At 37.6% G+C, this 14,387-nt stretch carries 14 protein-coding genes and 1 pseudogene; 7 read left to right on the top strand and 8 right to left on the bottom strand.

Annotation, left to right across the window (positions count from 1 at the left end):
- Positions 1-117: 117 nt before the first annotated feature.
- Positions 118-720: an alpha-ketoglutarate-dependent dioxygenase AlkB family protein gene (locus tag G466_RS0114445; protein ID WP_034235780.1), complete on the top strand. Its 603-nt coding sequence runs from the start codon at positions 118-120 to the stop codon at positions 718-720.
- 277 nt (positions 721-997) lie between these two features.
- Here G466_RS0114445 and G466_RS0114440 read toward each other — a convergent pair whose 3' ends face one another.
- A complete protein-coding gene (locus G466_RS0114440; RefSeq protein ID WP_026814305.1) occupies positions 998-1,768 on the bottom strand; it encodes a S1/P1 nuclease in 771 nt (256 codons plus the stop codon).
- A 320-nt stretch (positions 1,769-2,088) separates the two neighbouring features.
- Between G466_RS0114440 and G466_RS0114435 the strand changes: the two genes are divergently transcribed.
- The 6 genes from G466_RS0114435 (at position 2,089) to G466_RS0114410 (ending at position 8,768) form a co-directional block, all read left to right on the top strand.
- Positions 2,089-4,335: a transglycosylase domain-containing protein gene (locus G466_RS0114435; protein WP_026814304.1), complete on the top strand. Its 2,247-nt coding sequence runs from the start codon at positions 2,089-2,091 to the stop codon at positions 4,333-4,335.
- A gap of 181 nt (positions 4,336-4,516) precedes the next feature.
- Positions 4,517-5,377 carry an SPFH domain-containing protein gene (locus G466_RS0114430; RefSeq protein ID WP_026814303.1) on the top strand — a complete coding sequence of 287 codons (861 nt, stop codon included), beginning with the start codon at positions 4,517-4,519 and terminating at the stop codon, positions 5,375-5,377.
- A 137-nt stretch (positions 5,378-5,514) separates the two neighbouring features.
- A complete protein-coding gene (locus G466_RS23540) occupies positions 5,515-5,679 on the top strand; it encodes an Arc family DNA-binding protein (RefSeq protein ID WP_084418859.1) in 165 nt (54 codons plus the stop codon).
- Between the two features lie 125 nt (positions 5,680-5,804).
- Positions 5,805-6,608, top strand: coding sequence for a Cof-type HAD-IIB family hydrolase (locus G466_RS0114420; protein ID WP_026814302.1), 804 nt, complete (start codon positions 5,805-5,807; stop codon positions 6,606-6,608).
- Positions 6,609-6,640: 32 nt separating this feature from the next.
- Complete coding sequence (locus tag G466_RS0114415; RefSeq protein ID WP_026814301.1) at positions 6,641-7,900, top strand: DUF819 family protein; 1,260 nt, start codon at positions 6,641-6,643, stop codon at positions 7,898-7,900.
- Positions 7,901-8,054: 154 nt separating this feature from the next.
- Positions 8,055-8,768, top strand: a complete 714-nt coding sequence (locus G466_RS0114410; protein WP_026814300.1) for a DUF4369 domain-containing protein — start codon at positions 8,055-8,057, stop codon at positions 8,766-8,768.
- A gap of 132 nt (positions 8,769-8,900) precedes the next feature.
- Here the strand turns inward: G466_RS0114410 and G466_RS0114405 are convergent, their stop codons facing one another.
- The 7 genes and pseudogenes from G466_RS0114405 to G466_RS24615 form a co-directional block, all read right to left on the bottom strand.
- Positions 8,901-9,170, bottom strand: a complete 270-nt coding sequence (locus G466_RS0114405; protein WP_026814299.1) for a hypothetical protein — start codon at positions 9,168-9,170, stop codon at positions 8,901-8,903.
- Positions 9,171-9,202: 32 nt separating this feature from the next.
- On the bottom strand, positions 9,203-10,171 hold the full coding sequence (locus G466_RS0114400) for a type I phosphomannose isomerase catalytic subunit (RefSeq protein ID WP_026814298.1): 969 nt from the start codon (positions 10,169-10,171) through the stop codon (positions 9,203-9,205).
- A gap of 102 nt (positions 10,172-10,273) precedes the next feature.
- Complete coding sequence (locus tag G466_RS0114395; RefSeq protein ID WP_026814297.1) at positions 10,274-10,681, bottom strand: 6-pyruvoyl trahydropterin synthase family protein; 408 nt, start codon at positions 10,679-10,681, stop codon at positions 10,274-10,276.
- Positions 10,678-11,211, bottom strand: a complete 534-nt coding sequence (idi, locus tag G466_RS0114390) for an isopentenyl-diphosphate Delta-isomerase (RefSeq protein WP_026814296.1) — start codon at positions 11,209-11,211, stop codon at positions 10,678-10,680. The genes G466_RS0114395 and idi overlap by 4 nt, the downstream gene beginning before the upstream one ends.
- A 97-nt stretch (positions 11,212-11,308) precedes the next feature.
- Complete coding sequence (locus G466_RS0114385) at positions 11,309-12,274, bottom strand: PorP/SprF family type IX secretion system membrane protein (RefSeq protein ID WP_051315689.1); 966 nt, start codon at positions 12,272-12,274, stop codon at positions 11,309-11,311.
- A 4-nt stretch (positions 12,275-12,278) separates the two neighbouring features.
- Entirely contained in the window at positions 12,279-13,688 is a 1,410-nt protein-coding gene (locus G466_RS0114380; RefSeq protein ID WP_026814294.1) for a T9SS C-terminal target domain-containing protein, read from the bottom strand.
- Between the two features lie 34 nt (positions 13,689-13,722).
- Positions 13,723-14,387: pseudogene (locus G466_RS24615) on the bottom strand (collagen-like protein); the annotation flags it as partial.

Genomic DNA, 14,387 nt, shown 5'->3' with positions numbered 1-14,387 from the left:
TAATATCACTGAATAAAGTGGCTTATTTCCATATCTTTATCTTTTGATTTATAGGGGTAAAAGCAGGACATTTCGAATAATAGTGCAATAAAAAACAATCAATTAATCGGATTTTAAATGAGTACTCCGTTATTTTTAGGACCAATAGATCTTCAGCTTCCCAATAGTGATATTATCTATTATCCTAACTTCATTTCCAGTTCACAGGCCACCATTTGTTTTGATTATTTAAAGAACAATACACCATGGCAACAAGATACCATTACCTTATTTGGGAAGACCTATCTACAGCCCAGGCTAACTGCTTTGTATGGGGATAATGGAAAAACCTATAAATATTCAGGTATAACCATGCAACCCCATAGTTTTTCCAAAGAATTATTGGAGATTAGAAACCTCCTCCTAAAAAGAACGGAAGTAGCGTTTACCAGTTGCTTGATTAATTTATACAGGGATGGCAGCGATAGTAATGGTTGGCATGCGGACGATGAGAAGGAGTTGGGAATAAACCCTATTATCGCATCCATTACCTTAGGCCAAGAACGCTATTTTCATCTAAAACACAAAGAGCACAACGATTTAAAACATAAAATACTTTTGCAACATGGCAGCTTATTGGTAATGAAGGGAGAAACACAACACCATTGGCTGCATCAAATCCCCAAGACAAAGCGGCGTATTGAAGAAAGAATTAACCTGACATTTAGGGTGATTAAATAGAAAAAATCGGCTCTATCAACCGATTTTTTTTATGCCTTTATAAGTTCGGTATGGCACTTCCCTTAACAATACAGGCATGAGTAATGTCAATATCCTGACGCCACACTTCAATCCTACTAACATGTAGGTATGAAGAATTTGTCTTAGGTATAGACCAATTCCATTAAATTTCGATTACAAGTAAAAAGGCGCGATTTCCAATTGATAAATAACTGCCCCAACTTTGGAAAATACTTATATTATATGTATCTATAGACCTAACCTAACTTTTCAACCTCTAGAATAATTGGTTTAGGACCTTCGCCAAACGGAGTCCGCCTTTTTGCAACTGTTGTTCCACGGTAACCCAATATTTATAGCTATAGGCATACCCCAATTTTTCACCAGGTTCAACTGAATCATATAAAACAGCAGATAACTCGTGGGATTCTTCAACCCAATCATATACATCTCCCTTTTGTATAACCTTAATTTGATTTTTGGAAAGTTCTGGCAAATTATTAGCTAGTTCCGAATAACTCATGCCATAATCATCAATCATATTAGAATCCCACACCCTATGCAAATTAGTTCCCCTACCAAACCATTGAAGTTGAATATCATTTCCTCCTTTATCTTCCAATCTACCCACATGCATTGGCTGATGGAGGTCTCCTATTAAATGCACTAACATTTTTAGGTAAAATACCTTGTCTTCCTTTGTACTATTTTTATCCTTTATAATCTCAATGCTCTTTTCTATCCCCATCACTATATCGCCCGCGTTACTAGGCTCTACCTCGGTATACTTCTTATCCATGGGATAATTTACATAGTGCCAAGGACCAAATTTTGAATAGCTACGGTCTGCTTTTATTTCATCCGCATGGTTAGAGACCAAAGCCAAACTTTCTCCGTTTAATAGTTTTTTTAAGGTTCTTTTTGTTTTACCGGTCAAATGATGTTGTGCTACTTCTCCAATAGTTCTATGACCAGTTTTGGACCATTCCATATCATTGGCAAAAGTCATTTGCGCCATGATTAAACAAGAGAGAATAATTTTTTTCATTTCAAATTCAGATTAGTTGGAGGCTTAGACCTTATTTTTGTGCAGGTTAACAGCTTATAGAGGCCTGTAAACCCCTTATAAAAATCAAAAATAGGCCTAATAGTTCAAAAATGTATCAATAAAATAAATTTTGAAAATTTTTATTATAACTCCTTTCAACTTTCTTAAATATAAGGTATGCCAGCTCCTTATAAAGGGCATTTTCAAGGCAATCCAAAATCTTAGGTTTAAGAAATTTTCAGTTTGAGTTAAAAGGTAATGTTAAGGAACACCTCTGATAAGTAAATAAATTTGATATTGCACCCATTAAAACCAACCTAATGTTGAAAAAGATAAAAAGTCCGATCCTTAGATTCGCCATAGTTGCAGTATCGTTATTAGTGTGCTTGTTTCTTCTATTTCTCTTAAGTTTATATTTAGGTGCATGGGGCAAACTCCCATCTAAGAAATCACTCTCCAATTTCCACTATGATAGAGCATCTGAAGTGTACTCTGCCGATAGCGTATTAATCGGAAAATACTATTTATATGACCGACAACCTATAACTTACGAAGATTTATCTCCGCAATTAATTTCTGCCTTGATAGCCATTGAGGACGAAAGATTTTACGAGCATTCGGGAATAGATTACGCCAGTCTTGGAAGAGTTGGAGTCAAGACCATCTTAATGCAAGATAAATCTTCTGGAGGTGGCAGTACTATTACACAGCAGTTAGCTAAGAATCTTTATCCACGTGAAAAATCAGGAACCTTACACCTAGTGGCTACTAAATTTAAGGAAATGATCATAGCGAAAAGGTTAGAAAAGCTCTATTCCAAAGAGGAGATTATTATGTTGTACCTAAACACCGTTTCCTTTGGCGATAATACTTTCGGAATAGAAAGCGCAGCGCTAAAGTTTTTTAATAAAGGGGCAAAAGATTTAAAATTAGAGGAAAGTGCTGTGCTAGTAGGAATGTTAAAGGCTACCTACGGGTATAATCCTCGTGTGTTTCCGGAAAACAGTGTTAAAAGACGGAATTTAGTAATCCGCGCTATGGAAAAAAATGAGTATTTAGAAACAAAGGTGGCAGACAGCCTTGTTCTAACCCCCCTAAAACTAGACTATCGTGATTATGATCATAATGATGGGATTGCTCCCTATTTTAGAGAAGAAGTAAGGAAGCAACTTTTAAATTGGACAGAGGAACAAAAAGGGAAAGGACAGGAATACAATATTTATACATCAGGATTAAAAATATATACCACTTTAGACTATAAAATGCAGCTTTTGGCTGAAGAAGCCATGCAAGAGCATATGCAAAACCTTCAAAATAGCTTTGAAAAAAGTTATGGGCAAAATGCACCCTGGAAAGCTAATAAAAAGTTGATCGCTAAAATTATACAACGTTCGGATGCCTATCGAAAGTTAAAAACTGCCGGACTCAACGAATCTCAAATTATGGATTCCTTGGGAGTTAGAAAACAAATGACACTAACAAATTGGAAAGGAGACACTACCCTACTGGCCAGTTCCATAGACAGTATATTACATTACGCCAAATTTTTGAATACGGGATCACTATCCTTGGATCCATCTAATGGAGCAGTAAAAACTTGGATAGGGGGAATTAATTTTAAAAATTTTAAATACGATCATATTTCACAAAGTAAAAGGCAAGTTGGATCTGCATTTAAACCCATTGTTTATACGGCCGCTCTGGAAAGTGGAATAGACCCCTGCAACTACTTCTCTGCACAAGAAGTGGAATACGAAAATATGGAAGGTTGGTCCCCCAGCAATTCGGGAAATAAAGACGAGGCATACCTCAACTATTCCATGGAAGAGGCATTGAGTAATTCCGTTAATACCGTAGCGGTTAAGGTCCTAGAGCAAACTGGCATTCCCAACGTATTGTCACAAGCAAAAAAAATGGGTATAACTAGCAATTTACCTCAAACGCCTTCCTTGGCTTTGGGTACTGCAGAGATAAAAATAAACGAACTAGCTGGAGCCTTCTCTAGTTACCTCAACAATGGAAAGCCAGTAACCCCTTTTCTCATTCAGCATATAAACAACGAAAGAGATTCTACCTTAATTACGTTTAAACCGGAGATATCTGAAGAACCTGCTTTTTCCGATGAAAATAGTCAGATCATGATACAAATGATGAAAGCCACAGTCAATAGTGGTACGGCTGCACGACTCCGTTCTACCTACGGACTAAAAAATGAAATTGCAGGGAAAACTGGCACTACACAAAACAATAAAGATGCATGGTTTGTAGCATTAACACCTAAATTGCTTAATATTACTTGGGTTGGTTTAGACAATCATGAAATTGGTTTTAAAAGCACCAGTTTAGGTCAGGGTGCTAACGCTGCATTACCCATTTTTGCGCTATGGACGCAGAAATTAAATGCGGATAAGTCCTTTGATTATATTACTAAGGCTAGGTTTAAAGCTCCAAGTTCCTCCGTGCTGGCGAAATTGGATTGCGACCCCGTAAAAAGAGACGGTTTCTTTAAACGTCTGTTTAAAAATCCAAATAAGAAAAAAACCAAAGATTTCAAGGCGAAAAATTAGCCTCTTGGAAGCTGTAAATTATGGGTATCAACCATTGTAATTGATAATTTGTAGCACGTCTTTATTAGGCTAAGTATATGTGAGACAAACGCTTAGTTTTTTTTCACCAAAAACGCATGGCTTTATAGATATTTTAATATATTTATGATATCATTTTAATATCATAATAAATAACTAAGCCATGACACAAGAAAAAAACATTACGCCTGCCAGCGGTTATCTAATACTAGGATTGCAAATCTTAATGATAGTGGGTGCCATTATTTTGATCATTAATGGAATGATTCGCTACGCCTTTCCTCTAGGAATAATAATTCTACTAACTCTTCCTGGCTTTGTATTGGTAAACCCCAATGGCTCTAGGGTGCTACTATTATTTGGAAAATACATAGGTACAATTAAGACCAATGGCCTATTTTGGGTAAATCCGTTTTATTCCAAAAAGAAAATTTCATTGAGGGCAAGTAATTTTGATAGTGAACGATTAAAGGTAAACGACAAGCTTGGAAATCCGATTATGATCAGCACCATTCTAGTATGGAGAGTTACCAATACCTACAAAGCTGCTTTTGAGGTAGACGAATATATAAATTTTGTCCGCGTACAGACCGATGCCGCGGTACGTAAGCTGGCCAGCATGTATCCGTACGATAATTTTGCTGATGAGGGTGTAGATGAAGATATTACGTTGCGTTCTAGTGTTAACGAGGTAAGCGATGCCTTGGAAAAAGAAGTACAGGAACGTTTATCTATGGCTGGAATAGAAGTTTTGGAAGCGAGGATCGGGTATTTGGCTTACGCCCAAGAAATAGCCAATGCCATGCTAAAAAGGCAACAAGCAACAGCAATTGTGGCGGCTAGACATAAGATTGTTGAAGGTGCGGTAAGTATGGTGGAAATGGCTTTAGATCATCTTAGTAAAAAAAATATTGTTGACCTGGACGATGAAAGAAGAGCGGCAATGGTTAGCAACCTTATGGTTGTACTATGTTCTGATAAAGACGTTTCTCCAGTAGTAAACTCGGGAACCTTAAATCACTAGGCTGAAGATAATATTCAGAGTTATAACAGATCAAAGAAGATATTGATAGGAAATAATAACATTTAAGCCTTAAATATAGTCTGTAAACTATTTAGCAAGTAGTTCTTGAATTGGGATAAAATAGATATAAACTTAAAATGAGTAAAAAGAAAGCTTTTGCCCTGAGACTAAACGAAGAGATGCTGAAGGCAATCGAAAAATGGGCTTCAGACGAATTTCGGAGTGTGAATGGTCAGATAGAATGGATATTAATGAAAGGACTTAAGGAAGCGAAAAGGGACCCAAAACGCAAAGCCGAATAGCGTCTTATTTTAAACATTGCTACGAAATTACTGAACTACACAGAAATCAGTTCCATATATTTCAGCATAAGTTTATATTTGGCACCAATTAATCCTTGGATACCAATCCAATAGAATTCGCTTTAATGACCTATAAGATTTTATGCTCCGATTTGGATGGCACTCTTTTGACCTATAAGGACAACGTATCCGAATATACCATCAATGAAATAAAAAGGATAAGGAACCATATGAGGGTTATTCTGGTTTCTGCAAGAATGCCTAAATCCATGATCTATATCCAGAAAAATCTTGGAATTGAAAATCAGCCCATTATTTGCTATAATGGTGCCTTGGTTCTTGATGGGGCAAAACAATTGAGCTCTACTTATATTGAATTAGACCAAATTGAAGGCATTTATGAAGAAGCTAACCGACTAGACATTAAGCTAGGTCTTTATTCTGGAGATGAATGGTATGTAGAATCGGATTCAGAAAGGGTCCAAAAGGAAATAAGATATACCAAGGCTACCCCCACATATCGCGCCATCCAAGAAACCCTACTGGATTGGCAAACTAGAGAAATAGGTGGACACAAAATTATGATGATGGGCAAAAAAGAAAATATGGATACTATCTTTCCCATCCTATCCAACACCTTTTCCAGCACTTTAAATATATATCGTTCTAACGATACATTAATTGAGGTAGCGCCTAAAGCAGTGTCCAAGCTAACGGCCATCTCTTTATTATTGCAGTCTGGGGAAGGTTTAGAAAATGTAATTGCCTTTGGTGACAATTACAATGATATGGAAATGCTGCAACATGCCGGCCATGGGGTTGCAGTGGCTAATGCCAGAGAAGAAGTAAAGGAAATCTCCCAAGCAATTACGCTAAAGAATACCGAGGACGGAGTTGCCCATTATATAAAACAACACTTATATATTTAATTATATTTATCGCAAACTGAACTAACATAATTATGACCGAACCTTTTATCACCAACGATACTGTTGTTTTTGGACTTCTCACCCTATGTCTCGGGTTTATATTTTATACCTCCTCTATAAAAACTGGATTTTGGAGCAAATTCTACAATATTGTTCCTGCTGTTTTAATGTGTTATCTACTTCCTTCTATTTTGGCAAGTAGCGGATTAGTTTCGGATGAATCCTCAAATCTTTATTATATGGCAAGTAGGTATCTCTTGCCCGCAGCTTTGGTCTTAATGACCTTGAGCATTGATATGAAAGCGATAGCCAACCTAGGCTCCAAAGCTTTAATTATGTTTTTAACGGGGTCTATAGGTATCATAATTGGTGGGCCCTTGGCAATTTTAATTGTTTCCATTTTTTCGCCGGAAACAGTAGGCGGGAACGATTTTGATGCCATCTGGAGAGGCTTATCTACTATCGCGGGCAGTTGGATAGGCGGCGGAGCAAACCAGGCGGCAATGTTAGAGATATACCAATATAACCCTGAAAAATATGGCGGCATGGTCCTGGTAGATATAGTAGTTGCCAATGTATGGATGGCTATAATTCTCCTAGGCGTTGGGAAGACCAAACGAATAGATAAATGGCTTAAGGCCGACACCTCAGCGATTGAAAAATTAAAGATTACCGTTTCCGAATTTTCGGATCGAATTACTAGGGTCCCTACGTTAACCGACTATATGATGATGCTCTTTTTTGCATTTACTGCTGTTGGGCTATCCCATTTCTTTGGGGACTACCTAAGTGATTATCTCCGTTCCTTTGAAAGCGTAAGCGATAAAGGAAGCTTCCTTTCCTTCTTAGGTTCCAATTTCTTCTGGATGGTCGTAATTGCGACGATTATGGGAATTATCCTATCCTTTACCAAGGCAAAGAATTATGAAGGCGCGGGAGCTAGTAAAATAGGCAGTGTATTCATTTATATCTTGGTAGCCACTATAGGAATGAAAATGGACCTTACTAAGGTGTTAGAAAATCCAGGACTAATAGTGATAGGTTTTGTATGGATCAGCATTCATGCTGGACTTCTTATTCTTGTTGCCAAACTGATAAAAGCTCCTTATTTCTTTCTCGCTGTAGGAAGTCAGGCAAATGTTGGTGGCGCCGCATCAGCACCCGTCGTTGCTGCCGAATTTCATCCTTCCCTCACCTCAGTAGGGGTACTATTGGCAGTTTTTGGGTATGTAGTGGGAACAGGCGGCGCTATTCTCTGTACTATTCTAATGGAAATTGCATCAAAAGTTTAAAATTCCACAAACTTTAGTGATATTTGCGCACCAAGAAAAAAACGATGAAATGATCATGGCCCTAAATTGGTCCTAATCACGAATAAGGAATTGCTAACCTGACTGCCGTTAGACAAGTTTAAATTTGACCGACAAAAAAAACAATTATTTACTTATGAGAAAAATATTTATCACAGCGCTAATTGCTGCTTTTATCGCCTCTTGTGCGGGAACTACCGAAAACACCATGACGGTTGCGGGAAAGGTAAAAGGATTAAAAAAAGGAACGCTTTACCTTCAGCATATAGTGGATACTAGTTTAATCAACATTGACTCGCTAGTAGTAAAAGGGGATGGCACTTTTTCTTTTAGTACTGAAATTGAAAGTCCTGAAATCTTTTATCTCTACTTAAACAAAAAAGACAATAATGATATCAACGATCGAATTATGTTTTTTGGTGAGCCTGGGGAGATAACTATAAATACTGCTTGGAATACTTTTGATCTGAATGCCAGCATAGAGGGTTCCAAGAGTCAAGACAAGCTAAGTGAGTACCAGAAAGTGATGTCCAGATTTAATACTCAAAACTTAGAATACATAAAGTCTAGTTTAAATCCTAAGGCTCAAAACAATCAAGAAATGATGGATTCCCTTCAAGCCCTTAGCGATAGGAATGTTAAACGAGGCTATTTGTTTGCACTAAATTTTGCTATGAACAACACAGATTCTTATATAGCTCCCTATATTGCTCTAAAAGAAGTATCGGATGCTAATATTAAGTATTTGGATTCTATCAACAACGCACTTAGCCCTGAGGTAGCAAATTCTAAATATGGAAAGGAATTAAATCAATTCATCACGAATCAAAAGTCTAGCCAAGAAAAATAAAAAAATCTAAAAAATTCCTCATATTAATAAACCCAAAGGGAGTTGTGAGATTTTTGGATTTACGGTATCATATAAAATAAAAAAGCATCCTTTATTGGATGCTTTTTTACTTAATGAAGTTTCTTCTGGATATTAGCCTAGTTTATTAAGCTCATCTATTAAAGCCGCAGCTTTTGTCTCCAATTCCTGACGCACTCCTTTAAGGTGTGCTGATCTGTTCTCAACATCTTTTTGGTTCACCTTCTCAATTAGGTCATCAAAAGTAGCAATTGCGCCATCTATAACCGCATTTCCTTCTTTAGAATTCTGTCCATTTTCTGAAGCGTCAACTAAATATACCGCTTCAATAATATCTCCTAAAACGTAATTGATGTCTTTTTTTAAATCTCTTATACTTGCCATTGGTAATATATTTTCTGCAAAAGTAATCAATTTCAGATAGTAACCTCTAAAAGTTTTGCTTTCGTTGTATTAATATGTATTGTTTTGGATACTGCGGGAATTAATATCGTCTGTCCTTTTTGTAAATCAATCTGTCCAAAGTCGTTTGCGATACTAGCATTTCCCGCTACGCAAATGTAAATGGTAAAGGAATTTCGGTCGGCAACATTCAATTCCATCGGTTGTGTAAGATCTAAATAATTAGTAGTAAAATAAGGGCAAGCGACCATTGAATTCACCTCATCCTTATTTTGATTATAGGAAACCTTAAAGTCGTCCTTTTTTTCATAGTCTATGGCATCCAATGCCAATTCGGTATGGAGCTCTCTATAATTCCCGTCTTTATCCTTCCTGTTAAAATCGAAAACGCGGTAAGTCACATCGGAGGTCTGTTGAATTTCTGCCAAAAGTACTCCCGACCCAATAGCGTGAATTTTACCAGTATTTATAAAAAAGGTATCCCCTTCTTGTACTTTTTCATAGTTTAACAAAGCTAACAAGCTATTTTCTTCAATACTTTTAGCGTATTCATCTTTGGTGACAGTCTTGTTAAATCCTACGATAAGCTCTGCATCCTTATCAGCATCCATTACGTACCACATTTCTGTCTTTCCAAACGAATTATGTCGCTTTTTGGCCAATTTATCATTAGGATGTAATTGAATAGACAGGTCTTGTTTAGCATCAATAAACTTAATGAGGACCGGAAATTCACTTCCGAATCTCTCTAAAACGCTTTTCCCTAATACCTCTTCAGGGTACTTAGTGATAAGCTCTTGCAAAGAGCAACCCTTTAATTTGCCATTAGCCACTATCGATACATCACCAGCTACTCCAGACAACTCCCAACTTTCACCAGTAATATCGCTGGTTATTTCCTTTCCCAGCACTTGTTTAAGTTTTGTTCCTCCCCAGAGTCTTTCTTTAAGAATTGGATCAAATTTTAATGGGTATAGGCTCATATTCCATTATATTTTTAAGGTTAGAGGAATGAACGTTAATTTATTTAACCAATCTTTTTTCATGGAGGTATTGGAGCTTACCAAGTTCCATAATTCTATAATTTATCCAGAAAAAGTTACAAAGTTCCTAGGGGTTTCAAATAGGGTAACTTCTAGTTCGAGATCTGTTTTTATAAATGGCCTTAGTTTGTTCCATATAAAAATGGCAATATTCTCAGCGGTAGGATTTTTAGTCTTAAACCAATCTACTTCCACATTTAGGTTTTTATGATCTAGTACATCTTCCACCTTATCTTTAATAAGGTCTTTGAGCACTTTCATATCCATAACGAAGCCTGTTTCTTGGTCTATTTCCCCGGTTACACTAACTACCAACTCATAATTATGACCGTGGAAATTTGGGTTATTGCATAATCCAAAGACCTTGTCATTTTTTTCATTATCCCAATCCGGTCTATAAAGTCTATGCGCCGCATTAAAGTGCGCCTTTCTGCTTACTTTAACTCTCATACGACTTTAATATCTTTTGTAATATGGTCATAAAATTTTTCGAAAATAATTTTAAACCAAGCTGAGTATTTATCGGGATCTGCCGCGATATCATTTTTAATAGCTTCTGGTTTCATCCATTTCCAATCGGCTACTTCCTCGGGATTTATATTGGGCTCCCCATTATACTTACCAATCATCACATGATCTAACTCGTGTTCTGTAAGTCCGTTATCAAAAGGAGCTTTGTAGATAAAGGAAAATAGTTCCTTTAAAGGGACCTCAAACCCCATTTCTTCCATCAGCCTTCTTTTTCCTGCTTCCGTATTGGACTCTCCCACCCTTTGGTGACTGCAGCACGTATTTGCCCAGATTAAAGGAGAGTGATATTTATGTGCTGCTCTTTGTTGGATCATCGTCTCGCCTTTATCATTCATGATAAAAACCGAAAAAGCCCTGTGCAACAAAGCTTTCTCGTGAGCCTCTAATTTGGGCATGGTCCCAATTTGCTCATCCAACTCATTTACTAAAATTACCTTTTCTTCTTCCATAACGTAAAAATAAGGTTTTCCCCTATTATAAGGGTTAAGGCTTTCTTAAAAAGCTACATTCTCAAAGGAAGATGAGTAGGGTAATGGTCCGTAGTTATTAGAAAAATCTAGGGGATTTTAAATTGTTAATGCGACTAATGAAATCGTATCTCAGGATAATCTCAAAGGAACCATCATTAAATATGGCCTGCCCCAATTCGGTAGTTTCCCTATCGTATGCGATACCTATTAAAAGCTCACTAGATACTTGGAATCCGGCCATAGCGCTCACTGCCGCATCCCAACGGTAACCCGCACCCAATATAAATTTCTCGTTCAACATGAAATTGGCAGAAACATCCACCTGTAGCGGGGCTCCCATTACCATTTTCGTTAAGAGAGTGGGCTTAAACTTTACGTAAGCATTCATATCAAAAACGTAACCTGTTATCAAGTAAAAGTTCATCCTTTCTTGCGCAGTTGAAAGTACTGCCCCATCAAAATGAGTAGTTTCTAAAAATCGAGGAACGGAGAGCCCTGCATAAAATTTATTGGTTCGATAATACACTCCAGCCCCAATATTAGGGGAGAATTTATTGTCTATATCGTGTTGTAAGGTAGGGTCGGGTCCATTAGAATTAGTATAATCTTGATTTAATTCCGAAAAACGAATGTTAAGTAGATGTGCACTAGCTTTAAGACCAAAGCTTAACCTACCTTCTCTTGAGGTATGGACAGTATATGAAAAATCAGCATCAAAATAAGTTTCTGAAGTAGGTCCAATCTTATCATTTACTACGGAGAAACCTAAGCCTACTCCCCTATAGCCGATCGGGGAATGTATATTTAAGGTCTGAGTAGTAGGAGCACCGTCCAAACCCACCCACTGTGACCTATGAAGTGCCGCAATACTTAAGTGCCCTCTAGATCCGGTATAAGCAGGGTTAACACTAACTGTATTATACATATACTGGGTATATTGGGCATCTTGTTGCGCAATAACTTCCGACCCCATGGATATTAGGAAAAACAGGAACAGAATAGGTTGTTGCTTAGATAAAAATATTTTTAATGGATACGACATTCTTTTATCGATTTATATAAATATATCCCGTTAGGGTCTTACTCTTATTTTGATCAACACTAGTGAAGTTTAACATATAGAAATAAGTCCCAGTTGGAAGCTTATTATCTTCTGCGACAGTAACCCTTCCCTTAGACGTTCCGTCAAAATTATTGGTGTTATTGTTATAGCTTCTGGTAGCGTATACCAGTACCCCCCAACGGTTGTAAATTTTGATGGTGTTATTAGGGTAACTATCTATATCCTTAATTGTCAACACATCATGGATTCCATCATTATTTGGAGTAATTACATTGAAGACTTCCACTTCCTTGCCCCAATCATCTGGTTCTTCATCCGTATCTGGATCAGGATCTGTTGTTTCATCGGTATTCACCAAAACTGTTACGCTTGCAGTGCTACAATTTCCGAGGTCATCACAAATGGTATAAGTAAAATTATCCGTACCCTCATAATTCGGATTGGGAGTATACGTTATTGTGTCATCGGTTAGGTCATTGGACGTTCCATTATTATTAATCACCACAGTACCATTAGCCGGACTAGTAGTCTGTAAAGTGCCTATGACTGGGATATCATTATCATTGGCCAAAACATCTATTTCTACCACTTCATTTTGCACTATTTCTATGGTATCATCAAAGGCGTCTACTATTGGTAATACCTCCACATATATGGTGGCGGTACTACAATCTCCTTTGACGTTACAGACCGTATAGGTAAAAGAAGTATTTCCGTTAAAATTAGGATTTGGAGTAAACGTCATTAGATCGTCCGATGGGTCATTTGGCGTACCGTTATCGTCAATAAAAACAGTACCATTAAATGGATTTGGAGCGGTTAATAACCCTTCTGTAGGGATATTACTATCATTATCATATATTGGTACTATAACTGACGTATCTTCATCAAGGGTAATATAATCATCCTCAACGATAGCAGCCTGTTGAATACAAACTACGGTAAAATTGGGCAGGTCAAAGTTGTTTCCTACTTTGGTTACCGTAGCGGTATATTTTGTAACATTTTGTGTACCGGTCACTGTTGCCATGAACTGGTCCCCGCTAATTGGTGGTGACCAGTGTAAATCTGCTGTAGGACTTACCCTATTGGAAACATCCAAAGTGACCTCATTATCTGGACTAGAACAATCGGTTACAATAAAGTAACCACTGGCATTGGATCCACATAGGGTTCCATCATAGGTGGCGAAATAGATTCCCGGTTGAGATACCTCATAAAAAAAATCGGTTCCTAGTACGGTATTTCTATCCGATGCCTCATACCATTTATAGTTATGCTCATCACTACTGTTAGGTGCCTGCAACAAGAATTGCGCACTTACTATGGAAATATTTAGCAATGCAATTACCAGCGTGAGAAATAAGGATCTATATGGATTGTTCGGTCTCAAATTGTTGGTTGTAATTGGTTATTGGGCTTTCAATTTATTTTACCACAAAAACTACGTTGAAAAAAGAGTTGTAATCTGCGGGGGTTGCTATAACATCATAGGTCATAACCCCTAATTCATTTATAGTAACATTGGCAAATACAGTATTATCATAATAAGTAACATAGTAATACAGTTCTGTATTGCCATAGGTAGGGATGGCGGCAGGAGCTGCATTTGCTCCTCCATCATCACTTTTTACCATAGGTGTTGTATACTGGTTTGTATATTCAGTATATAAGTTTAAAGTTCTACCTGTACCAGTTGTTGATGCATCCACCGCAATAGATGGGGGGTAGAATATATTTGGACGCGTATTACTTATCACGTAAGGATCACCAGCAGTACCTGTTCCTGTTACACCGATTTCAGTCCCTGCCGTTACTTTAGTCTCTGTACCGTCTGCGATTGGGATAGTAACTGAATTACCTCCTGTAATGGTTAGTTGGTCACCCGATATGCTCAGCGTTTGATCATCTGTTGCCGGATCACCTGCTGGACCTGTTGCACCTTGTGGACCTACTGCACCCGTTGTGCCTTGCGGACCTCGTGGGCCTGTTGCACCTACTGGGCCTTGGGGACCTATTTCTCCTTGAATACCTTGTGGACCAGTTGCTCCTGTATCCCCAGTATCTCCCTTGGGACCTGCTGGGCCTTGAG

Source organism: Arenibacter certesii DSM 19833, assembly GCF_000429545.1.
GTDB classification, from domain to species: Bacteria; Bacteroidota; Bacteroidia; order Flavobacteriales; family Flavobacteriaceae; genus Arenibacter; species Arenibacter certesii.
This window is presented reverse-complemented; position numbering and strand designations above follow the sequence as displayed.